The organism is Okeania sp. SIO2C9 (assembly GCF_010672455.1).
In the GTDB taxonomy this organism is placed as follows: domain Bacteria; phylum Cyanobacteriota; class Cyanobacteriia; order Cyanobacteriales; family Microcoleaceae; genus Okeania.
In genome coordinates this window covers 68945-93729 of sequence record NZ_JAAHGO010000035.1, presented here as the reverse complement: position 1 = coordinate 93729, position 24785 = coordinate 68945, and the positions used below count along the sequence as shown (strand labels likewise).

The 24785-nt window shown below is 35.9% G+C and carries 15 protein-coding genes and 1 pseudogene; 7 read left to right on the top strand and 9 right to left on the bottom strand.

Annotated features, from left to right (window positions below; translation table 11 throughout):
* A pseudogene (locus F6K23_RS23995) lies at nt 1-565 on the bottom strand (RNA-guided endonuclease TnpB family protein); the annotation flags it as partial.
* Nucleotides 546-914 (bottom strand): hypothetical protein, encoded by a 369-nt coding sequence (locus F6K23_RS23990; RefSeq protein ID WP_293160471.1) that lies wholly within the window; start codon nt 912-914, stop codon nt 546-548. The gene F6K23_RS23990 and the pseudogene F6K23_RS23995, both read right to left, overlap by 20 nt.
* A gap of 1103 nt (nt 915-2017) precedes the next feature.
* On the opposite strand from F6K23_RS23990, the gene F6K23_RS23985 reads away from it, so the two are divergent.
* From F6K23_RS23985 to F6K23_RS23970, 4 genes are all read left to right on the top strand, one after another.
* A complete protein-coding gene (locus tag F6K23_RS23985; protein ID WP_293160469.1) occupies nt 2018-2389 on the top strand; it encodes a DUF3110 domain-containing protein in 372 nt (123 codons plus the stop codon).
* Between the two features lie 252 nt (nt 2390-2641).
* Entirely contained in the window at nt 2642-3565 is a 924-nt protein-coding gene (gene murQ, locus F6K23_RS23980) for an N-acetylmuramic acid 6-phosphate etherase (protein ID WP_293160467.1), read from the top strand.
* 1332 nt (nt 3566-4897) lie between these two features.
* Nucleotides 4898-5689 (top strand): DUF928 domain-containing protein, encoded by a 792-nt coding sequence (locus tag F6K23_RS23975; RefSeq protein ID WP_293160465.1) that lies wholly within the window; start codon nt 4898-4900, stop codon nt 5687-5689.
* A gap of 1047 nt (nt 5690-6736) precedes the next feature.
* Nucleotides 6737-8971, top strand: coding sequence for an adenylate/guanylate cyclase domain-containing protein (locus F6K23_RS23970; RefSeq protein ID WP_293160463.1), 2235 nt, complete (start codon nt 6737-6739; stop codon nt 8969-8971).
* Between the two features lie 839 nt (nt 8972-9810).
* Here F6K23_RS23970 and F6K23_RS23965 read toward each other — a convergent pair.
* The 4 genes from F6K23_RS23965 to F6K23_RS23950 all read right to left on the bottom strand — a co-directional run bounded on the left by F6K23_RS23965 (nt 9811) and on the right by F6K23_RS23950 (nt 18961).
* Complete coding sequence (locus F6K23_RS23965; RefSeq protein ID WP_293160461.1) at nt 9811-11973, bottom strand: N-acetylmuramoyl-L-alanine amidase; 2163 nt, start codon at nt 11971-11973, stop codon at nt 9811-9813.
* Nucleotides 11974-12545: 572 nt separating this feature from the next.
* Nucleotides 12546-14363, bottom strand: coding sequence for a diguanylate cyclase domain-containing protein (locus F6K23_RS23960; RefSeq protein ID WP_293160459.1), 1818 nt, complete (start codon nt 14361-14363; stop codon nt 12546-12548).
* A gap of 1161 nt (nt 14364-15524) precedes the next feature.
* Entirely contained in the window at nt 15525-16655 is a 1131-nt protein-coding gene (locus F6K23_RS23955) for a CO2 hydration protein (protein ID WP_293160457.1), read from the bottom strand.
* 779 nt (nt 16656-17434) lie between these two features.
* The gene (locus tag F6K23_RS23950; RefSeq protein ID WP_293160455.1) at nt 17435-18961 is read right to left on the bottom strand and encodes an NADH-quinone oxidoreductase subunit M; all 1527 of its coding nucleotides are present in this window, start codon (nt 18959-18961) and stop codon (nt 17435-17437) included.
* Between the two features lie 772 nt (nt 18962-19733).
* Here F6K23_RS23950 and F6K23_RS23945 point away from each other — a divergent pair.
* Nucleotides 19734-20186, top strand: a complete 453-nt coding sequence (locus tag F6K23_RS23945) for an NUDIX hydrolase (protein ID WP_293160475.1) — start codon at nt 19734-19736, stop codon at nt 20184-20186.
* A 68-nt stretch (nt 20187-20254) separates the two neighbouring features.
* Entirely contained in the window at nt 20255-21115 is an 861-nt protein-coding gene (locus F6K23_RS23940) for an alpha/beta fold hydrolase (RefSeq protein ID WP_293160453.1), read from the top strand.
* A gap of 309 nt (nt 21116-21424) precedes the next feature.
* On the opposite strand, the gene F6K23_RS23935 is transcribed toward F6K23_RS23940, so the two are convergent.
* The 3 genes from F6K23_RS23935 to bioF are packed head-to-tail and all read right to left on the bottom strand — an operon-like array spanning nt 21425 to nt 23356.
* Complete coding sequence (locus tag F6K23_RS23935; RefSeq protein WP_293160451.1) at nt 21425-21664, bottom strand: hypothetical protein; 240 nt, start codon at nt 21662-21664, stop codon at nt 21425-21427.
* 39 nt (nt 21665-21703) lie between these two features.
* Nucleotides 21704-22117 (bottom strand): hypothetical protein, encoded by a 414-nt coding sequence (locus F6K23_RS23930; protein ID WP_293160449.1) that lies wholly within the window; start codon nt 22115-22117, stop codon nt 21704-21706.
* A 57-nt stretch (nt 22118-22174) separates the two neighbouring features.
* Nucleotides 22175-23356: an 8-amino-7-oxononanoate synthase gene (bioF, locus tag F6K23_RS23925; RefSeq protein ID WP_293160447.1), complete on the bottom strand. Its 1182-nt coding sequence runs from the start codon at nt 23354-23356 to the stop codon at nt 22175-22177.
* Nucleotides 23357-24587: 1231 nt separating this feature from the next.
* Between bioF and F6K23_RS23920 the strand changes: the two genes are divergently transcribed.
* Complete coding sequence (locus F6K23_RS23920; protein WP_124146119.1) at nt 24588-24773, top strand: hypothetical protein; 186 nt, start codon at nt 24588-24590, stop codon at nt 24771-24773.
* The last annotated feature ends 12 nt before the right edge of the window (nt 24774-24785 follow it).

The window sequence follows — 24785 nt, the reverse complement described above, 5'->3', positions numbered from 1 at the left end:
CTCTGTTTTGGCTAGCATCTGACTTGGTTTTTTTACGTTGAAGTGAAGTTTGTCTCATACCTGACAAATCTTCAAACCGTAAACCCATGTTGTAGTCTTTGGCAAATTGTACTAATTGCTTGGAAATAATATGATTAATGTGAGTCATAATTCTACGCTCACGTCTTTCAATATCTTTAATTTTTCTCAGTTTCTCAGCTGACTGGAGTTTTTGACGCAGTTTTTGATATTTACGTCTTAAATTTTTTACTTGCTTTCCACTCCAAAACTTGCCAAAACTATTGGGTAATGCTGCTACTCCCAGATTATTTTGACCTCTATCTACTCCTATCCAACCATTAACTAATCCTGGTTCCGGAACATCCATAGATACCGAGATTAGTGCATACCAAATACCTTTTCTAGATTTTGATATTTTCAGAGAACCTAACAAAGCTTCTCCACTAATCATTTTTTCTAGAGTTTCTTGGTGTGAAGCTGAATGAACTAAAAGAGGTATTCTTTTTTTCTTACCTCTATATAGACTCAAAGAAACTGTAAATAAATCACCAGCCACGACTGACACTATACCCTTGGTTATTAACTTCTATTGGTAAGCGTTTAAACTTTTTTACCTTGGTTTGAGCACAAGTATTACGAATAGTTTGATTAATCCACATTGAACCTATTTCAACATGATGAAAATCTTTGCTCGTATACTTGCGACGCTCTGACTTATCGACCTTTAGCAATGTATTAGCTACTTCAGTATTGAGCAAAGTAAGACGCTCAAACTCTGCTGCTTTACAAGCATTAAGGCGATAAAAAGGTAATTTTAGTGTCAAGGTTAATTTACTCATAGTAGAAGTATCGTAACACAACCCTATACAGTTGTGTAGGGTACTACGGGATAAATCCCGTGGCTCATTTTTCACCCAGGGGTTAAAACCGCCTGGCTCTCATCTTCGTCTTCAGCTTTTGTAGGGTGGAATGGTGAGTCTCCTGTCCCTCCGAGACGCTACCTGTTAACCTAGTTGTGCCCTAGCAAACGCCATATCCAATCGACCAAGATAGGGAATGGGCACCAATAGAGGCAACAGCGGGAAAAGCATTTCCCTGTCTAAGGTTCATCATCAGTCTATGTCAAACACCAACTCGTTCCTTGCTATGGATGCTATATTTTTTTCTCTGTGTATTCTGTGTATCAAGATTTTAGGTAAATTTAAGTTACTTACCGAAACATTGTGGGTATGCGCCTCCCCTTGGATAGGCAGGGTCTATTTATTGTCACTAGAGAAAAATTTATGGGGAGATGGGGGAATGGGGAGATGGGGAGATGGGGGGATGGGGAGATGGGGAGGTGGGGAGATGGAGAGATTTGTATATTTGCATAATTTTTTGTATTTCTTATGAATATTCTCTGACGACAAAGAATTAGCCCTGCCTTGGATAGGGGATAATCAGCGGTCGATCTTCGGAGCTTCCCGTAGGATGGGATGGCGAGGTCTTTTCGCTGTCCGACCATCGACTCCTGTGAAGAAAAATTTTCATGAATTTGTCAATCCTCTTCAATTTATTCTCAAGGATAGGTAATTATTCATTATTCATTATTCATTCTTAATTGTTGAAGCTTCTCCAATTATTAAACCAAAAGTATTATTATTTCAGTGTTTCAACTATATAAGACCTATGAAAGTTGTATAAAAAATATCCTATAAACACCAAACAGATCTCAGAATTTTAAACTTTATGATCAAACAGGAGTTTCAATAATTTCTGAAGACTGCTGTATTTAAGATAGTATTTGACTAGAATATTTCTGGACTTAGACTTAGTTTGGTATAGACTTCTAAATAATAGCATTCCTTTTTTTTGGATATCTGGTCAAATAACTTTCCATAATTTGTTATGAATACAGACTATACCTCTTACAAAAGTAAAAATTAAATCTTTCTGCCTTGATGATAATTTAAACACATTATTTCTTTGTCTCTACTAATATAGACAAAACAATTGTCTATTCACATGAGGAAAAGTTATGCGAGTATTTGTTTTACTGTTTAATGCTAGAACTGAAAATGAAGGAATTCATACTATTCAGATTGGCGATCGTAATAAGGTCTTGATGTTTGAATCAGAGGATGATGCGACTCGGTTTGGTGTGTTGCTAGAAGCTCAAGATTTTCCTTCTCCTACAGTAGAAGAACTTGACCAAGAAGAAATTATGGAATTCTGTAGGGGTGTAGATTATGAGTGGGAAGTTATACCAGCAGGTTCCTTGGAGATACCTCCAGACAATAATGTAGAAAATACTGATTGGCAACTAGATGCAGATGAAATTTCTCAAAAGGCTGAAAACTCAGAGTTTGACTTAGATAAAATTAGGCGTCAACTGGAGGGTCTTTTATAGTTATTGGGCACAAAATTAAATCAAAAATCAAAAAATAAAAGCATAAGCCCCTTGATGAATCAAGGAGCTTACAAGACTGAAGGCATTTTTTCCTATCTATGGATAAATATAGCAACTGCCATTACTCTCTTGACTTATAGAATATCTAAAACAACTGAATATCAATAATCAACCTTCTATCCTAGATAACTAAACGCCTTCGTTTATGGTTTGAGCACAATCTATAATTTTTTAATCAGTAATGGGCTAAAGATGGACAATTTACAGGCACGAGGTCATTTATTGACGGAACAGGTTAACCCTAATAGTCAGAATTTAGATAGGTTCAGCTCTTTAGAGTTGGTGGACTTATTTAATCAAGAGGATCGGCGAACTTTAGAGGCGATCGCTGCATCCCGTTTACAATTGGCTCAGGCAGTGGACATCACGACTGAAGCTCTACGCCAAGGTGGCAAACTTTTTTATGTGGGTGCTGGTACCAGTGGTCGTTTGGGGGTATTGGATGCGGCTGAATGTCCTCCAACATTTTGTACGCCTTCGGATTTGGTACAAGGAATTATTGCTGGTGGTGCGGGTGCTTTAGTCCGTAGTTCGGAAGATTTGGAAGACCGATTTGAGGATGGTAGTCAGGCGATCGCTTCGCGCCATATTACGAATTTGGATGTGGTAGCTGGTATTACTGCTGGTGGTACGACTCCTTATGTCCATGGTGCTTTGGAAGCAGCAAAACAAAGGGGGGCAAAAACAATTTTTATTACTTGTGTGCCTGTGGAGCAGTTTAGTGTCGAGGCAGATGTGGATATTCGGTTGGTAGTTGGCCCAGAGTTATTGGCAGGTTCCACACGTTTAAAGGCGGGAACTGTTACCAAAATGGCTTTGAATATTTTATCAACAGGAGTTATGGTAGGACTAGGAAAGGTTTATGGTAATCGTATGGTTGACGTAGCAGTGAAAAATACTAAGTTACGCGATCGCGCTCTACGCATTATTGAGGATTTAACTGAGTTGAGTAGGGATGAAGCCGGAAAGTTATTAAATAAAAGTGATGATTCAGTTAAGTTGGCACTTTTTATGCATTGGAGTGGTCTAGAAAAAAAAGAAGGCGATCGGATTTTATCTGAGTACCAAGGTAATCTCAGAGCAGCATTGCAAAAAGTAGGAAAAATTGAGGATTAGAATTTAAGAAGTAGTCAGGAATTAGGAGTCAGGTAGGGGAGCCGTCGGATTGGCGACGTACAGCCGCCAGGAGTCAGCAGTTAGCTAGAACTGAGAATAGGGTGGATGGGAATTTTCACCCTACCAAACCTATTTGTATCTCTATAAGGTCTATCCCTTATACGGAACTCTGAAAACTTTGTGGGGAGGGTGGGGAGTCAGAATCTTGTCTACAGTGCTCAAAAAAATGTATTTTTCAATACACTTTTCTCCGGAAAAATCCTCTCAAGGACTTATACATAAGTTGTCTATTTTGTAAAGTTTTATATTAAGAAAGATGTGGTTCAACAATTAATAATTAATAATTAATAATTAATAATTAATTATTACCTCTCCTTGAAAAGAAGAGGATTGACTCAAAGGAAATTTTTTCTTTTCTTGGTCGATTGGATATGGCTCCTTTGACCTCGCCATCCCACCCAACGGGGAAGCTGCGAAGAGAGAACTCCGTTCCGCTGTCGCGTTTCGCGTCAGCGTTGCGTTACGCCAGTTTTGCGTTGCGCCAGCTTTGCGAAGCAAAAGCAAAAGCAAACGACCGCTTTTTCTCCTTTAAAGGAGAGCCTTTAAACCTTAATTATTCGGTAATGGATAGCTGTAAGGTTGGGTCTTAAACTCATCAGGGTAACGAAGTCAGAAGTCAGAAGTCAAATAAGGGAACCGTCGGATTGGTGACGTACAGAATTTATTTTTGTAACGGGTATTTGAGCTTCGCTCCAAAAATATTTCGCCTTAAAAGACGGGGTTGCCAGACCCATATTATTTTGATAAAGATAAAATTTCACGAATGATTTAGGATTGCTATATGAACAAAAAATAAATACTTTACAGAATAGTGGGAGGTTTTGCTATTTTTTTATCCGGAAAAATCAAAGAATATAATTTAGTGTAATAAATCATGTATAAACGCCGATAACTATGAAGTTTATAAAAACTGAATATCTGGATAAATGACTACAGAATTGGCTTTGGTGATTTTAAGTATGAAACTTCTAAAATGTAAATTTTTCTCCAAAAATAAGAGTGCAAATCATAGCTATTTTTCCTAAATAAGCGATGAGAAAGGAGTTTTTATACCTCGTGAATCCTGACTCCTAAAATGTCATACATTTATTCAGGAACGCCCATAATTTATATAATATGAAATCCGGTTATACAGTTTTCACACTCTATACTTCCATTCAATTCATACATAAAATGCCGGAATATCTCAAGATTTTTCCTACTCTCACCTTTTCTTTCTCCTTTCTCCCGACTACTGAATAATTATACGATAACTAATTATCTGGATACTATATGAAATATCTATTATTAATGACTACTTTATCAGTTGTTTTAGTGATGAAGTTATTGAGTATTGCTGGAGTTGTGCAAAGACCAGCTTTCGCAATACCTAGCTTCGGAAATATTAGCAATGACTGGAGAATTTCTCAAACATATATACCTCCAGATCGAGGCGCACCTCCAACTACAACACCTTCAGGAACCCGTGGAGGTGAGCAATGCCTTTTGTCTGAAAAAAAAATTGTTCCTCTTCTAATACCGGGAAATAATATTGGAGTAACATTATCTAAACATCCGACATTTTTTATCTATATTCCTCCCTATCAAGAAGCTCAAAAAGCAAGGTTTTTTCTGACAGAATGGATTTCACAGGAAGAAATATACGAAGAAGATTTTCAGCTGCCTAAAAAATCAGGAATTATTAAAATTAAGATTCCTGCTGAAAAATCAACTCCTTTGGAAATTGGAAAAACCTACATTTGGGGAGTACAAATATGGTGTGAATATGACCCTCTAGGAGAAAGAGCAGATTATTTGAGTGAAGGTTTTATAGAGCGTATCCAAGCTGATAGATATTTGCTTGAAAAGTTAAAAACAGCAAGACCTCTAAGTCTGTCAACTGTTTATGCTTCCCAAGGAATTTGGTATGATGCTTTAGAAAGTATAGTAGAACTTCGTAGCCTAAATATAGAGAATCCTCAGTTAATAGATGACTGGAAAAAATTATTTGAATCAGCTAATTCTCAGGGGAAGGAAGAATTTATTCAAGCACCTGTATTAGATTGTTGTCAAAGAGAAGATTAAATTAGTTATCATTTATCTTCTTGGGTAGGAACTGCTGAATTCATATGTCTAATGGAGGATTAAGAGCTGCAATTCACACCAACTACTAATTTTTCAAATAAGTGTGAGGTTCTTAAATCCAATGTTAAAAATATCAATAAATCCAATTATTGGTGGCTTAAAAAATAAGGGTAAGGGAGAAGGAAGAAGGCTTTAGTTATCTAGGAGAGAAGGAAGAAGGAAGAAGGAAGAAGTGGATGGGGACTCAAACCCCAAAAAGCTTGTAAACACCCCCGTTGATGGTGGGGTATTAAACTCAAGAGAAAAAAGTAATTATTAATTACTTCTCCTTAAAACAGATAGGATTGAGGAAAAGGATTTTTTTTACTTATTTATTCTGTAAAAAAGAGGATTTAAACCTTAATTATATCAATTCCGGTAGCATCACTATTCTCAGGTAAGGATCAGGAAGAAGGCTTTAGTTATCTAGGAGAGAAGGAAGACGGAAGAAGACTTCAGAGCAAGAAAAAAACTTAAATTTCCTGTAGATATTTACACTAACTTTTACACAAACGATACCAACGGACATCATATTATTCGGTAAATACAAAAAAACTGATGACTGATAGATAAGTACTAATTAGGGTCTGCTGAATAAAGTCTTTTTGCTCTTTGTAGGAGACAGGAGACAGGAGACAGGAGACAGGAGACAGGAGACAGGAGACAGGAGACAGGAGACAGGAGACAGGAGACAGGAGACAGGAGACAGGAGACAGGAGAAATGGGAATGAGCCAGGAGAAATGGGAATGAGCCAGGAGGTAGGAGCAAGAATTGTCTCTCAATTTTTCTGCCATAATCATCCTAAAATACCAGCATGCATGAGCTTTTTCCACCAAAAAGTTGGTACTTTTTTCAACGCTAAAACGCTAAAACCTTTATCTGTAAATACTTTTAGAATTAATCAGCAAGCCCTAATTACTTAATAATAGAAATAGGATTGCTATATATAGCTTCAAAAAAAAGTTTTCAAAGCCCATAATAAAGTAATCAAAAAAAAAAGATTTTTTATGTGGAAAAAAATAATTAAAAATCTTGCTTGGAAATGGCGCGCTGTATTATTTACAGTCCCTAGTATTACTGTCTTATTAATCGGGATAAATTGCACAGGTAGTTTGCAAATATTTGAGTTAGCAGCATTTGATCAATTAATTAGATTACGTCCCCAAAAACCTGCCGATCAAAGATTTTTGATTGTGGGATTTACTGAATCAGATATACAAACATTGGGGATGACAATTTTATCAGATGAACTACTTGCTAAATTAATAGAAAACTTGAAAAAATATCAGCCAGCAGCAATTGGTTTAGATATATATCGAGATTTACCAGAAGAACCAGGATATGAAAAATTAGTAAAAGTATTTGAATCTACACCAAATTTAATTGGTATTAAAAAGGTAGTTGGTAATCAAAATGATTCTCCCATTAACCCCTCACCAATTTTAGATAAATTGAATCAAGTTGCAGCCAATGATGTGCCTATGGATGCGGATAGTAAGATTAGAAGATTCTTTTTATATTTGACAGATAAAGAAGGCAAAATAGTACCAAGTTTAGGATTAAAACTAGCAAAAATTTATCTTGAAAAATTCAATATTTTTCCTCAACCTGCGGTAGTTAATTCTGAATATTTACAGTTGGGAGAAGCTATATTTATTCCTTTTGAAAAAAATCATGGTGCTTATGTAAAAACTAATGCTGAAGGGTATCAAGCTATTCTTAATTATCGCCACCCAGAAAATACATTTCAACAGCTTTCAGTAAGTGATGTTTTAAATAATCAAATTTCTCCTGAATTAGTACGCGACCGGATTATTTTAATTGGCTCAGTAGCAGAGAGTAAAAATGATTTATTTCTCACACCTTACAGTAGCAAAATTATTGGAATTCCTGAAAAAATGTCCGGGGTAGAAATTCATGCCAATATTACTAGTATGATTATTAGTTCTGCTCTTGGTGAAATTAATCTTATTAAAATATGGCCGGAATATTTAGAATGGCTATGGATTTTTTCCTGGTCAGCATTAGGGACAAGTGTTAGTTGGAAATGGCGATATTATGGAGGTTTTTCCCGATTTTCTGGTGAATCTATTATTGCTTTATTTGCTGCTAATGCTGGATTAATTTGTATTAGTTATTACGGGTTTTTATGGGGTTTATGGATTCCCATAATACCACCATTATTAGCTATTTGCTTATCGGCGATCGCCATTACAGCTTTTGTTGCTAAAACTGCTGGATATATTCGTGAGGTGTTTAGTCGTTATTTGACTGATGAAATAGTAGCCAACTTATTAGAAAATCCTGATGGATTAAATTTAGATTGTCAACGACGAAAAGTGACGATTTTGATATCTGATATCAGAGGATTTTCGGCTATATCTGAAAGGTCAGAACCAGAAATAATTTTTGCTATGTTGAATATTTATCTAGCAAGAATGACGGAAATAATTAATGAATATGGTGGTACTATTGATGAGTTTATTGGTGATGCTATTTTAGTTATTTTTGGTGCTCCTACTCAGAAAAAGGATGATGCAGAAAGAGCTGTTGCTTGTGCAGTAGCAATGCAGATGGGAATATATGATGTGAATGCTAAATTAAAAGAATTAAATTTACCAGAAATTCAGATGGGAATTGGGATTAATACTGGAGAAGTAGTAGTTGGTAATATTGGTGGTAATAAGAGGTCTAAATATGGAGTTGTTGGTAGTAATATTAATTTAGCTTCTCGGATTGAATCTTATACATTAGGAGGTCAAATTCTGATTTCAGAAAACACTCTCGAAGCAGTCAGTTCTATTGTTAAAATAGTTGAGCAAAAATCAGTAAAAATCAAAGGCTTTGCTGAAGCTATAACTATTTATCAAGTAGGAGGTATCGCCGGAAAATATAATTTATTTTTACCCCTAACATCAGAAAAATGTGTGGCTTTATCAGAAGCAGTTCCTATTCAGTTTGCAGTTCTTGAAGGAAAGGAAGTTAGCGAACAATTAATGTCAGGCAGTTTTGTCAAAGTATCTGCTAATTGTGCTGAAGTAAAATCTGATTATTTGGTAGATTCAATGAGTAACCTAGAAATTCATTTATTAACTGGAAATCTTCAAAAAGAAAAAATGGATTATATTTATGCCAAGGTAACAGGTGGAAAAGAAGATAAAAGTGGATTTTATATACATTTTACTGCTGTATCCCCAGAGGTTGAAAATATTTTACAAACTTGGGTCATAACTAATAGTTAAGAAAGGAGTCAGGAGTTAGGAGGAAAGAAGAAAGAAAAGGAGAAGAAGGTTTTTGTTTGCTTGCGCACAAAGCAGGTTAGTTAACGCAGAGCGCGGAACAAAGTTCTATTGCTAATGAGGGTTTGCTCAAAAAGTCTTTTTTAAGGAGTAGGGGAGCGGGGGAGTAGGGGAGTAGAGAGTAGTTAGGAGAAACGAGGAATTATAGAAAAGATAGTCGGAACAATTATCAGAGTGATTCTTCTGCTATCCCCCCTGCCTTTTATGCTAACTTTTTGAGCGAACTCAACTGAAAACCAGGCACTTTTTTTGACCTAAAAAAGCTAAAACCTTTATATTTCAATTAAAGACTTTAGCTTTTTTGGGGTCGAATTGCAGTACCTGGGAATCAGCTCTTCATGCTCATGCATGGAGCGTATTTTAGGCGCATAGTTAGGCATAACAATCTTGGGACAATTCTTTCTACTACCTCTTCTACATTCCCCGTTCCTCCTGTCTCCTGTCTCCTACAAAGAGCAAAAAAACTTTCCATACGCAAACCCTAAATACCTACCAAGCTACAGATTCATATACTACTTTTAATGATACGCTCTTGAAGTGCGGAATGTGGGTTGGAGAATCAGTAATACCATAGCTCCTGCGTTAATGCTTGATTTGACAACTATAGCGCTACATTATTAGGAGTAGGGAGTAGGAAGTAGGGATGGAAAAAGCTTACGAGATAAAGCCTTTGGCAATTAGCTATTTCTGCAATTTGTAAATATACCAGCGGGTATTGCTATACCTTAGTATTTTTCCCAACACCTACCACCTAAAACCTAAAACCTAACACCTCATTACTCTTAGCGAGAATAAGCTTGAACATATCTAAGTATCCCACGAGCGATCGCCTGTGCCATACGACTACGTTGAACAGGGTCAGCAAGAATCCTAGAATCATAATTACCAGTAACAAAACCTACCTCTACCAATACAGCAGGCATCTTAGTCTTTCTTAGCACATAAAAACGAGCCCGCTTCACGCCACGATTATTCATTGTGGGGAAACTTTCCAACATACTATTCTGAATATACTGCGCTAAAGCCTGGCCACTTTGATAATAAAAAGTCTCTAAACCATTCACATCAGGACGACTCGCACTAATAGCATTAGCATGAATACTCACAAACAGATCGGCATTTACCCGATTAGCCAATTCTGCCCGTGGTGGTAAATCTAAATCCCGGTCTGTCTTACGAGTCATCACCACTTGTATATTATTCTGCTCCAGGATTTGAGCTACCTCCAATGACATGGGCAACACAATATCCTTCTCTCGCAGACCAAAACCCACTCCACCTAAATCTGTAGGTCCTCCGTGCCCAGGGTCTATAACTATCATTAACCGTCCATCACGCTGGGGTAATCTATTCGGCAAAGGAAAACGACTATTACCATTATTAGTAGTATTAGAACGGCGGTCGTTGCGACGAGGCCAGGGGAAAGGCCACCGTCTCGGAAGTAAATTTCCTTGAGAATTCTGAGGTAATCTATTCTGAGGAGGTGAATTTTGGGGTAATGAACTGTTTCCCCGTGATAAAATTGAAGGTCTGGAATTAGAAGATTGTTGTCTAGGAGCTGACTGCCAACCAGGAGGAGTAGTGCCAATATTACCCCAACCCATGGGTAAAGATAACTTTTGTGGTGTAAGCTGAGTTACCTGGGCAATTTTAATATTAGTAGCAGGCTTAACCAGAATCGTAACTGTTTCTGGATCTTCTTGACGTATCTTTGACCAAATTAAAGGACTGCCAACCCGTCGGCCAGGCAATTTTAATCGGTCATCTACCTTAGCACCATATATAGTAATTCCATAAGCATCCTCTTCAGAATCCCAACCACTGGTATAGTTCAGAGGTCGATCCCCTGTAATTACTAAGTCAGTACCATTTTTCAATTCTACTGACTTAACAACTGCAAAACCAGTACCTTGATTAATTGTTGGTGGTGTTTCTCCTTGAGGCCATATTGCTACTCCACCTGCATAAGCACGAGCTTGCCATTGAGTTTTGGTATCTGGAAGACTCACTGTCAAACGAACTACTGCAGGTGTTATTGAAAGCTGAGTAAGTTGAGTAATTGTTAATCCAGATTCGTTAAATCTTTGATTTGACTTGACATCTTTTGCTGTGAGAGTAGCATTCAGAATATCAATGGTCATCCAAGTACGGTCAACACTCTTCTTAAGTTCTATTTCTGGTAGTTGACCGCTCGTTTGTAGAACTACTCCATCTTGCTTTACTTGGACATCTTCTACCAGAGTTGGCGTACCAGTGGTAGCAACTTGATTAACAGAAGCAGGGTTTCTTTGTCTTAGTATGTTTTGATTACTCGGTCTCTCTATTCTGCGAGGAGCTAAAGGCGATCTTTGAGGTAGGGGTGGCGGAGACTGAGAACTTTCAGGTAGTGGCGGTGGAGACTGAGAACTTTCAGGTAGGGGTGGTGGAGACTGAGAACTTTGAGGTGGTGGGGATGGAGACTGGGGTTTAAGGTTAATATCTGAAGTAGAGGCAATCTTTTGAGGTGTGGGTATTTGCACAGTCCATTCGCTAGGAGATATGCCCCTAAATTGCACCTGTTTTGGGTCAAGAGTATACCCATTATTTAATTCTACTACAATCCTAGCTGTTTGAGAATTAAATTGTCCTACTCTAACTGCTTTTATTGCCCCACCGACAACTTGAGAAGTCCTAATGCCTCCTAAAGTTGTTCCAGGCAGATCTATAACTAAGCGAGTTGGGTTAGTTATTAATTGTGCTTTTGGCTGAACACCTCCTTCAGTAGTAAAAGATAGTCGATTCTGATTTGCTTGAAACTGCCAAGATTCTAGGGTAGCAGCTTCAGTAGGACTTCCAAGTACAAAAACACTGAGTATACTTGGGAGTAAATAGCGTACCATTAGATTTTTTCCCATCTGGGTACTTTTGAGAAATATCACACGATTTCCTGGATATATATTTTTCATATCAAGTTTAATACTTTATGAACTCCTCTAGATATAGATGATGTATTGATATACCCCTGATAATTTTTGCTGAATAGAATAATTATTAACCTGTAAAATTTACTCATACATCGAATTCACACTTCAATAACGACTCTCAGCATAACTAGAGGAACATACTATCATACAACTTCCTACATAGTTGTCAGTTATTCCAGATAAATTGATTAATTTGGACAATATTTTTTATTCCTTGTCGATAGTTGCGGGTATTATAGCGATTTTCTTTCATATAGTAGAATAGTATAAGCAAGAGGTTTAATGATTGATATTTCCTTGTTTGAGCTATTTCATAAGTAAAATACAGTAATGGCAACTGCTATGGGGAAAATTATAGATTTTTACAGATACTTGTAGGTTTCTAAGAACGATAAATTAAGTAGACCCATTAATCTTAAGGTCAGGTTAATTCCATCTAAAATTATAGATATAGTTCCTTAAATGATATATTCAATCTGAAGAGCAACTTTCTGGAGTAAATTATTGAAATATATTTGTGCGATCGCATCATAGTTTGAAAATTTGCAGTAATCTTAAAAGTCCTTTGTCTCTGGAGAAGCAGAAATCATACTAAAATGTATCCAGCAATCTCGTCCCTGTTGTTTAGCTTTATATAAAGCTTTATCAGCTTGGCCTATAAATGTATGGAGTGTTTGAGCCAATGAAGGGATCTGAGTCGTAACACCAAGACTGATAGTAACTATTTGTTCTTTCCCACTAGGATGAAGAATACCTAAAGCCTTAATCGCTGATTGAATCTGTGCTGCTATTTCACAAGCTCCCCTTTGGTCAGTATTTGATAAAATTACAGCAAACTCTTCGCCCCCATAACGAGCTAGCAAGTCTGCCGGACGTTTCAAAACCCCTTGAGCTGTATTCGCTATTTTAATCAAGCATTTGTCTCCTTCTTGATGACCGTAAACATCATTGTATAGTTTGAAATAATCCACATCAAGCATAATTAGGGATAAAAATTGCTTTTCTCTTGCCATTCGTCGCCATTCTTGGTCTAAAAATTCATCGAAGTAACGGCGGTTGGGAATTTGAGTTAAACCATCAATTCGAGCCAGACGTTCTAACTTGAGATTTGCTTCTTGAAGTGCATCTAGGGTTTTGGCTAACTCATCTGTTTGTGAGCGAGTTTGAGCAAGTAAATGGGAATGTTCTAAGGCTACGCTAAACTGAGCTGCTAATTGTTTGACAAATCTAATTTCAGTGGGAGTCCATTCACGGCTGTTTTCACACTGATGAATACAAAGCAGTCCCCAAAGTTTTGAACCCATCATTAAAGGCATAATAATTTGTGCTTTAATCTGAAATTCCTCTAAGACTTGAATATGGCAGTCTTTTAAACCAGCATTGTAAATATCAGTCAGCACTTGCATACGCCCCTGTTGATAATGGATGGCGTACTGTTCCCCAAAACAATAATCGTTAACTTTAATCGAAAGCGCAGAATCATAAATGGGTAAAACGCTTTCAGAAACAAATTCTCCATAGCAGTAGTTACTCTCTGGGTAGAAGCGGAATATGCCTACGCGATCGCTCTCTAGAGCTTTTCTAACTTCTTTAGCAGTGGTTTTAAATAAAGTATCGAGGTCAAGAGATTCACGAATTTCTGAAATTAAGTTAAATAAAATCATTTGTTGCTGACTAGCTGCTCGCAAATCTTTGGCTGTTTGTTCTACTTCAGCTAGTTGTTCTGCTTGCTGCACTGCAAAGCCCAGTTGAACAGCAATTTGAGTCAAAAAAATTACTGCTGTAGTTTCCCACTCACGGGGTTTGGAATGCTGATAAGCGGCCAGAATACCCCATAGTTTTTGTTTAATAAAAATGGGAGCAGTGGCATATGCTCGGATGTGAAATTGTTCTAATATTTCAATATGGCATTGCGACAACCCTGCTTGATAAATGTCTTTTACTACGAGTGTTTCATTGTTACGATACCGACCACCTTGATACTTTTTAAGATAACAATCATTCCAGACAGTGTTTTTGTATTTAAACTCGAGTTCATCCCAACCAACTTCAGCAAATTCAAAATCACCAACAAATTCACCCCCCCAGTCTTCATTAAAACGATATACTGAGACTCGTTCAGCACCTAAAAGTCTACAAGTTTCTTTTGTGGTTGTCTGAAAGATTGTTTCTATGTCGAGAGATGCTCTAATTTTGCTGATCACTCGATGTATTGCCTTTTGTTGTGCATATATTTGTTCTAGTTGTTCAGTTTTATCATGCAGTTGATCCTCTAAATCATCAATGGTAGGTAATCTCAATAACCTAGATATTTGATTAACAATTTTACGGCGAATCGTAGATAATGTAGATTTAGGTATTCTTTTATTCATCAGGGTTTTTTATAAAAAATTATAAGCCAAATATAGCATTTAAAAAAAAATCTGTTTCATTAATGGATAATTGATAATTACCTCTCCCTTTTAGGGAGAGGATTAACAAATAAGGAAAAAATTTATTTTTTTACCCTTGAAAGGGGAGGCTTTTATACCAAATTAATATAAAGTTGCATAGAACAATATTTTAATCAAAGTTGCCTGTACATTAAAGAAAGACTTGTTAATAAATTTCATAATTATGTGCCACCTAACACCTAACAACTAATTCTATGCAGCCTCACATAAAATTGGTATTAACCCGAATTGTTTAATTATTTAATTATTTAATTATTAATTATTCGGTAACCGTATTTTATTATCTATTGATATCATTTATATTTTTTTTATTGAAAAGCGGGGGTGTTGAACATTTAAATGTGAATAATTTGAGGTTTAATCTAGATATTAAAGAGAGAGTTAAATTCAATCTAAAAATCACTCTATCTTATTTTTAACATTATTCAATTTCACTGGGTATAATGTAGCAGAATAAATAAGGAATAAGGAAAAATATTGCGTTGTCTGAGTTTTAAGCTTTTGATATATCCTAACAGTAATATACCACAGTAATAGACCTCTCCGGAGATTAAGATTTAACAGCCTTTTTACAGGTGTTTCAGTTGAATCATCGGAGATGTCTAATGGTGAATGCTATATAATATCTACACAATCCGATGTTCGCACTTCACAAAAAGGGAGATATAGCCAGCATTTTAGTATTTAATATTGATATTAATTACCAAAGCCATAAAATAAGAATTGTTCATTGTTTTTCCACCTCAAACAATGAACAATTAATTAGGGCTTGCTGATTAAATCTAAAAGCATTGACATATAAAGACTTTAGCTTTTTTGGGGTCGAATTGCAGTACCTGGTTTTCAGCTCTTCATGCTCATGCATGGAGCGTATTTTAGGCGCATAGTTAGGCAGAACAATCTTGGGACAATTCTTTCTACTACCTCTTCGCTCATTCCCATTTCTCCTGTCTTCCCCTCCTGGGAGGGGGAGGGGCGAGGGGTGGGTTGTCTCTTATCTCCTGTCTCCTACAAAGAGCAAAAAGACTTTCCATACGCAAACCCTAATTATGAAATTTAGAGTAAAAGTAGAGGCGTTAGCTAACTATTAACTTCTTGTATTTGTGATGTTAAAAATCGATCCATCCAAGCTTCTAAATAGGCTTGATTTGCTGCTTGTTCCTCTGGATTTTCTGTATCTAAAGGATGAGGTGCTAATCCTAAAAGTGCTGCTGTTGTTACACAAAACATTGACTTTTGAAAAGTCTGACAAATTTTGACTCGTAAATTATTTGTACCTCGGTTAGTTTTTTGATAAACTTCTAGAAGATAATCTGGTAAAAAATGTCGCATATCTTGCATTAGTAATGTGGGTGGAATTCCTGCTCCTCCAATTGGTAATGGATCTGCATATAAAGCACCATAAGTAAATCGACTTTGTTCGTGGTCTATTTGTTGAGCTTGAGCATTGTATGAAACTGTTCCTAAAAATGGGGTGCCTCGGAAGAAAATTGCTTCTACATAGGGCACTGCTGTATCGGTTAAAAAGGTTAAACCTACTGATTTAGGAATTATTTCATAACGCTTACCTTTGACATTTACAGCATAGGTAATTGGTAAATTTGCTGCTGTTACTAACCCTGATAAAATATGATCTACTACTTGAGGAATAGATGTCATTTTCCCCTGGTCATACTTATCAGATAAGGTCATAAATATGTCGCTCATTACCCGCCAAAATTGACCTAAAGCACTGTAATAAGCTTGTTGACGTACCATGTCTGGTAAAAATTCTGGAAATAATTGATTGAGTGGCATTAACATCAAGTTTCCTGTAATTTTGGCATCTATTACTGCTTTTGCTAGTTGTTTAAATTCTGGTGAATCTAAATATTTATCGAGACCTCCACCCCCATGCCATAACATTCCTCTCATACAATATTCTGCATATTCATAATTAATCCGGTCGTGCCACCAAAACTTGAGTAATTTACCTAATGAAATTTTGCCGTTGAAGTATTTAAAAAAGGGAAATAATTCTAAAAATTGATGGTCGGCAATATAAATTAGATTCTTGGAATAGGCATCTAATACAATGCCATAGCTTTTCAAAATTCCGACAACTTCTAAGACGTTTTCTGGTGTATCTTTTAGTAGAGCTTGACCAGATTTTAAACGATTAATATAAGCTGAGAGTGGATGAGTATTACATTTTAAAATGGTGTTTGTCATAATTATTTTTCCTAAGTTTGATTTTTTTGATTTGCTAGAGTTGCTAATACTAAATCTCTCGCATTTTTGCGACATTTTATTGAGAGCAGGGATATAAGAAATAATAGTTCTTTACTTCATACCTACAATTGCTAAAAATATTGCTGAACTTTACTTATTGCTTAATAACTGAAGTGTTCAATAAATATAGCATTATTTTTAGGATTTGGTCTGAAGAGGTATTGATATTTCATGCTATTTGTATCCCTATTCCATTTTATACCAGTGTGCGCTGTTATATTTACAAATTGCAGGAGGTGCCCAATAACTAAAAGTCTTATATTATCGGCAATCTATTCCCCCTATTGCCTGTTGCCTATTGCCTGTTGCCTGTTGTCTGCGCACAGCGCTATACAAAAATTGAATGATATAGTTTTAATTATGAACAACCTAATAATATTCTGTCCGGTTGAATAGTTATAAAAAATGAGGGAAGAGTTCAGAGATTTTTTTTTACCATACTATTATCCGGACATGATATAATTGCAAAAGACAAATAATTATGAGTATAGAACCCATTTGATCGCTATATAATTATGGTAGTCAAGTCTTTTCGCGCATCACTTTTGAGGAAAAATCATCTGAAGGAGTGTTGAATTTTTTGTATTATTTCTCCTCACATCTCCCCTCTTACCTCCTGTCTCCTGTCTCCTGTCTCCTGTCTCCTGTCTCCTGTCTCCTGTCTCCTGTCTCCTTGCTAAATTTATGAAGATACTATCGGGGGTTCTATAGAATTATTCTTATTCAGAATAGTTAACGAGTACAGGATTTGGAGCGATCGCTGACTTTTTAACTACCTGTGACAACGTAGGTTGACCTACGCTCATTGTATTTGCTTCAGTTTCAGTCCAACGTAACATCCAGTTTGGTTGTATTCCTAAAATGACGATTAGAAGTGCTAAAATAATAGATGGTATTCTATCTGACCATTGTACGGGAGGCAAATTCACAACTGTTTCAGATAACCTACCAAAAAATACTCGGTTCGCTAATAGCAAAAAATAGGCTGATGTTAACCCTGTTCCGATCATACAAAGAAGAGTGGGAACTGTAAACACGCTGAAACTGCCTCTAAACACTAAAAATTCGGAAATAAATCCAACCATTCCTGGAATACCAGCACTTGCCATTACTCCTAAAATCATCAAACTACCAATCAATGGTAAACCTTGTTCTGGGTTTAACAAACCACGCAATATATCTATATCGCGAGTGCCAGCTTTTTTGTAAACTACTCCCACTAATAAAAATAGTAGGGCTGAAATTAGACCATGGCTAATCATTTGAAAAACTGTTCCCAAAATACTGAGGGGAGTTGCTGCTGCACTTGCTAACAAAATATACCCCATGTGACCAACGGAACTATAAGCTACCATTTTTTTCATGTCTTTTTGGACGATCGCGTTAAATGAACCATAAAGTACGCTGACTACTGCCCATATTGCTAACCATGGAGAAATATATACCCAAGCTTCTGAGAACATATTTAATCCAAATCTCAGTAAACCATAAGTTCCTAGTTTCAACAACACTCCTGCTAAAAGTACGGAGATAGGTGTGGAAGCTTCAACGTGAGCATCGGGTAGCCATGTATGGAAGGGAACTAGAGGAATTTTAATGCCAAACCCGATGACTATTGTTCCTAATAATAATAGTTGAGTTCCTAAAGGTAGAGTATGAGCAACTGCTTGGTCGTAAGCAAAATTAGATGAGCCACTTAACCACACTACCCCCAGGAACCCAGCTAGGATTAAAATTCCTGAAATTGCTGTGTAAATCAGAAATTTTGTGGATGCGTAACCTCGTCTTGCTCCTCCCCAAATTGCTATTAATAGGTATAGAGGAATGAGCTCTAGTTCATAGAATAGGAAAAATAGTAGTAAGTCTTGAGCGAGAAAAGCTCCAAATACGCTGAGTGCTAGCAACAATATTAGGGAGTAATAAAAACGGGGTCTTTTGATTGATTTGTCTGTGGCATAAATAGCAATGGCAGTTAACAGACCATTTAATACTACTAATGGCAAAGATAAACCATCTATGCCAAGGTAGTAATTTAATCCCAGAGAGTCTATCCAGGGCACTAAAACTACAAATTGTAGATTTGGATCTTGTGGGTTAAATTCAGTCAGTAGTACTAAAGACCATACGAAACTAATTATGGCCACAACTAGAGCGATTTGCCTGGCTAATTTTGGTGAGAGAGTGCTTGGCCAAAAACCAATGATAGCGGCACCTATTAATGGCACTAAGAGCAGACCGTTAAGCATTTATTAATATTTTCCTTTGATGGGAATTGACAGAGTGTTTGTAAAATGAATATTAAATCACGTAGGGTGCGTTAGTGTCACGTAATGCACCATCCCACAGCATGCGGTGCATGAAGTGTAAAACCGACGATTATTCCAGAAATGGTAAGCGTGCCGTCACACACTCTGCTTAATCTTTGGCGTTCCTGAATTGAAGTATGAATGGGCAATTGTTTGGTTCTCGCCTTCGCCCCCGCGCATCCCCCACCCATTGGGGGAATTTTAGAGTTTTATTCGCCCCAAAATTGGGGGGTTAGGGGGGCTTGCATCATACCCAGAATCAGCAACGCCTAATCTTTTGTTGACAAACAGTCTCTAACAAATTGATTTAAGTGCAAATTACTTAATAGGATACAATATGTCCTATATTTTACTAAGCTTTTAGTTAGGAAGCGAGAGGATAGTTTTCAAGAAATATTAATTAGGAATTGTAATAATAATTTTTTTATCTAAATGTTGGCATTTATACCCGCGCTCTCCTCGTCGGGAACGTCGGGAGGATGTCAATCTTAATACTTGATCCTGCATTCCCAGTTAAAAAGTGTTTCGGTACGGAAAATGCTGATAGCTAGTTAAGGTGTTTAGTAAAAATTGCAAAATATTTTACCTTATTAGGTAAAAAAAATCTGCAATATCAGCTTGTAAATTAACTTTTTATTTGCTCCTAAATCAAAAAAAAATACAAAAATAATTATTGAAAGTGCTTTCTATTTTAGTTTTGGTTCCTCAGCCCATACGTCAATTATGGCAAGTTGGACAAACTGTACTTGGCTTAATTTTCCGCCATCCTCTGACAGGTGTTAGTGTAGTCCCCATTTTGCCTGATGGCCAGATAGTTTTGGTTCGTCGCCGTGACAATAATAAATATGCTCTACCAGGAGGTATGGTGGAATGGGGTGAAGATGTTACAACTACTGTGAAAAGGGAATTATTTGAAGAAACAGGATTAGAGTTAGTTAAAATTCGTAGATTAGTGGGAGTATATTCTGCACCAGATCGAGACCCTAGAGTACATTCTATTAATATTTTGGTTGAGGCTGATGTTCGGGGAGAGATGAATGTTCAAGATACTTTGGAAATTAGTGATGTTCAAGCTTTTGAAGTTACATCTTTGCCGGATAATCTTAGCTACGACTACGACCGACAATTAAAGGATTATTTTACTGGTTTGACAATTTTAGCTTAATTTCGTGATTCTATAATCTCACATTAGAAAAGGATTATTTGAAGGTATTTTCACTTGAATATATAAATTTGGGTGAGATATCTGTTAAATTTTATAATTCCATAGTTATGCACTTTTTATGGCGTAATTCTCGTATCAAGTTGTCTGGTGGACTATTGTTTTGGCGTGAAATTGGTGGTAATTCAAATAATGTAGTTTTTCTACATGGGTCTTGGTATAACAGTAGTCAGTGGTTACCAGTGATGGAGCGGTTGAGTCTACATTACCATTGTTTTGCACCAGATTTACCAGGGTTTGGTGAGTCAGAATTTTCTTCTACTCATTACTCTATCAATCAAATAGTAGAATCTTTGGCTGAATATATAGCTACTTTGAAATTGGAGAAAGTATATTTAGTTGCCCACTCTTTAGGAGGTTGGATAGCTGCTAGTTATGCTCTCAAATATTCTGAACAATTATTGGGTGTGATATTAATATCTCCTGAAGGAATTAACCTTGCTGCTGTTAAAGCACGTTGGCGATTATTTAGATGCTTAATTCAAAAACCTTCTTTTTTGTGTTGGGTTTTACAATTAATATATCCTTTTGTTAGGTTATTAGGCGCTCACAAAAAAATTAAGAATATTCTACAATTTCGACAAAAATTATTACTTTCTTCAACCGGAACTAAAATTTTATTTCGACGTAGGTGGACAGAAATTCAAGCTGAGTTATTGACTGAAGAATTGGCTTTTTTGAAAGTAAAAACGTTGATTTTACAAGGTTACAAAGATACGAATATTGCTTTATCTATGAGTAAATTTTATGCCGATTTATTGCCGATGGCGAAACTTCATTTAATTAATTCTGGCGGAGATAATTTACCCGAACAAATGCCAGATATAGTAGTAGAAGAAATTCGCGTATTTTTAGGTAATGAAGAAAGATAATTGTTAATGAGAGTCAATCTTTTTTAAGGCTGCTACTAATTGCTGAAGATGAGTTGTTTCATGGCTAGCCATTAGTCTAGTAGGGTGCGTTGACAGCTATAATTTGAGTTGCTAGAGCCATTTTAGTATCTGTCGTAACGCACCATTGAATATGTGGAACGTTCAGTAGAAATATTCAATCCTGAAAATAAAACTTGATATTAAGACTTAATACTTAGAGGTGAAAAAGGTAGACGGCAAATCTTTACTTATTATCAATTAATCTCAAAAATTAGGGTAGACAAAATCTAAATTATCAATTTAAAGAATTTATTCTACCATAATAAACATTAAACAAGTTTGACCGATTATTACATAAGGAACAAAAGAATAATGTTCATCATATTGACCATTGTTAAGTGGAAATAATAGAACTTTGTCAGATTGTTTTCCGAAAAGTTTGGGAATAATTATTGCGAGAATTAAATCACGGTGTTTTAAGAAAGCTTTGATATGTTTAGATTTACCAGATTTAGATTTAGTAGATTTAGCTGAGGATTTTTTTGTCAATCTAGGGTCATATCTATCCGTAAAAAAAATAGCTTTAAATCATTCAATAAACTCAAATTGACTAATATCTTTCATCTGGTCTAAAATATATCCTTCTTCATGTTCATAAGGGAAATACCAAGAACTTTCAAAACAGTTTAAATAGCGATCGCTATTAAGACATTGTTTTCCTAATTCAAAGAAAAACTGAACAACTCCCGAATCAATATCTTTTGATGTTGGGGTATATGTTGCTGGTTTAGCAAATAACTGAATATTAACAACAAACCTGCCAAATACTTTTTTACCAAACCATTTTTCCACTTCTAAAGTTTTTTCGATCGCCTCAAAAATGGATGGAGGAAAACCAAATTTTGGCAATAAACAAATTTCATCATTTAGTAAAATAGCTCGGTCAATATAATCTTGAGCTGCTGAACCATGTTGACTCAGACAAATGTTTAGTTTATCCATTAATCTAATTTATTATTAATAGGTTCAATCTAATTGCAGTTATTCTTCAAATTGGTATTACTTATCCAAATTTACTAATGCTGTTACTAATTGCTGAATATGATTTGTTTCATGGGTGGCCATTAATGAAATACGAATCCGACTGGTATTAACAGTAGGGGGGCGAATGGCCGGAGCAAATATTCCTGCTTCTTTTAATTTTTCTCCTATTATTAATGCTTCGGCTGCATTTTTGAGGGGAAAACAAATAATTGGCGATTGATAATTCAAGTTTTTTTTCTCTGCACCTAACTGTTTATTTTCTGTTTCTAATAAATTCATTAAATCATCTAGATTTTGCCATAATTTGAGACGACGTTCTGGTTCTTTTTTGATAATTTTTATAGCTGTTAAAGCAGCAGCAGTATCTGCAGGAGTTAAACCTGTGGTATATATCCAACTTGGTGCTCTATTTCTAAGAAATTCAATTAATTTTTTTGACCCAGCAACATAGCCTCCTAAACTTCCTAATGCTTTGCTGAGAGTACCAATTTGAATTAATTCTTTTCCCGTACAATTAAAATGTTCGACACAACCTCCTCCATTAATGCCAAATACTCCTGTGGCATGAGCTTCATCTACTAATAACATACTGTTATATTTTTCTGCTAAATCTAATAATAATGGCAGTTTACATAAATCGCCATCCATACTAAAAACACTATCTGTAATTATTAAACTGCGACGATATTTTTCTCGAGCTTGTTCTAGTTTATTTGTCAAATCTTCAATATTATTGTGGCTATATTCAAGAATTTTTGCACCACTAAGGATAGCTCCATTTTTTAGACTAGAATGATTATATTTGTCTGATAAAATCAGGTCACGCTGACTTACTACTGAAGAGATTACGCCTATATTTGCTAAATATCCTGAACTAAAAACTAAGGCTGTTTCTGTTTGTTTTAATTTTGCTATTTCAAGTTCTAATTCTTGATGTATTTCTCTATGACCTGTTAATAAACGAGAACCAGTACTACCTGTACCAAATTCTTTTGTTGCTTGAATAGCTGCCTCAATTAAACGTGGATCTCCTGCTAATCCTAAATAATCATTACTGGCAAAATTGATGAGTTTTTTTCCTTCTATTTTTATGGTTGCACCGGGAATACTTTCGATAGTTTTAACTGAACGATACCAGTTAGCTTTATGTATTATTGATAGGGATTTATCTATCCAATTATAGGGATTATTTGGCATTTTTTATGATTTCTTTTATTTGTTTTTACTATAGTAATTCCCAAGAAGCATGAAGTACAAAATTCCTTTTTTTTAGGGAGTAGGAAGTAGGGAGTAGAAAAACAAATGTATCTCAGTAACTTGAGAAACGCTATGGCAATTCTCAATAATGTGTAATACCAACTTGATAAGTTTTTGTTGCCTAATAATTAATAATTAATAATTAATAATTAAATAATTCTGGTGCATCTCATATTTGCAAAAATACTTTTTTCCTATATATTCCCTGTTCCCTAAAAACGATAAATTTTTGGCTTTATTCACGCATTGAGATGCACCCAATAATTCTGGTTTAAAGCCTCCCCTTTTAAGGGGATGAAAAGCGGAGCTTCCCGTAGTGTCATGTCAAGCTTTAAATGTTGTATTAGGATTTTGGACAAAAACAATATATAGCTTAGATTTTGCCATTTTTCTATCACCCTATTTTAAACTTGACACAACAGTAGGGTGGGATAGCGAGGAAACCTGCGCCATATCCATGAGACCAAGAGAATATTCAATTCAGTATTTTTAAACCTCCAGCTTTAGTGGTCGGTACTGATAACTGATAACTGATAACTGATAACTGAAATGACCATCTAATTGAAGTTTTATATAATATTTATCGTGAACTTTGATGATTTTGATTATGTAGCGATCTCGAATCTGATGTGAGAATTTTATTATTCCCTAAAAGTCTAGAAGATAGTGGTTCTCATATTCATATAGATACCGTTTTTTCTTTCTTCTGTATTGCCAATATCTCATAATTCAGATAAAATTCCTATATACTTTCATATATTAGCAATTCCAGATAAAATATTTATTGCTGACTTTTTAGATTTATTTTTAGTAGGCAAATATTCAAGTCTTTGCTATAATAAAAAAACTGTCTAAAAATAAGCACCTTTGTTCTTGATCTCAATGTTGGTTGAAGACCCGCGCTCTTCATCCCCTATAGCCCCTATTTGAAAAGGGAAAATAAAAGGAGGCACGGGAAAACCTTAAGATTAATTGGTTTTCCCAACGGTGTGTTATAATTAGTGAGGCTGCTGGGCTAGCAGTTTCAGTCTGTGGAGCGACCGTAAGACCAAAAAAAAGGTTTTGCCTTGGAGGTAGGTGCATAGAAGCAGAAACCTAAATTGCGAGGTTTAGGAATCCCGCTTTGTCCTTGAACGACAAAGTCGGGAGGATGTCAATTAGTGAGGTAATAATGGCTAAACGCCGTAATCCAAAAAAAGAGAAAGCACAACGTAATCTGGCTTACGCACGTAAGTTTCGTAAGAAAAAAGGTACAGGTTTTTTTTCTAAGCGATATTCGTCTAAGTTTTCATCTAACAATAATGAAAATGGTAGTAACGAGCAAAATTCAGAAGAAACTGCTGCTGTAGATCAATAGTACATTTGACTG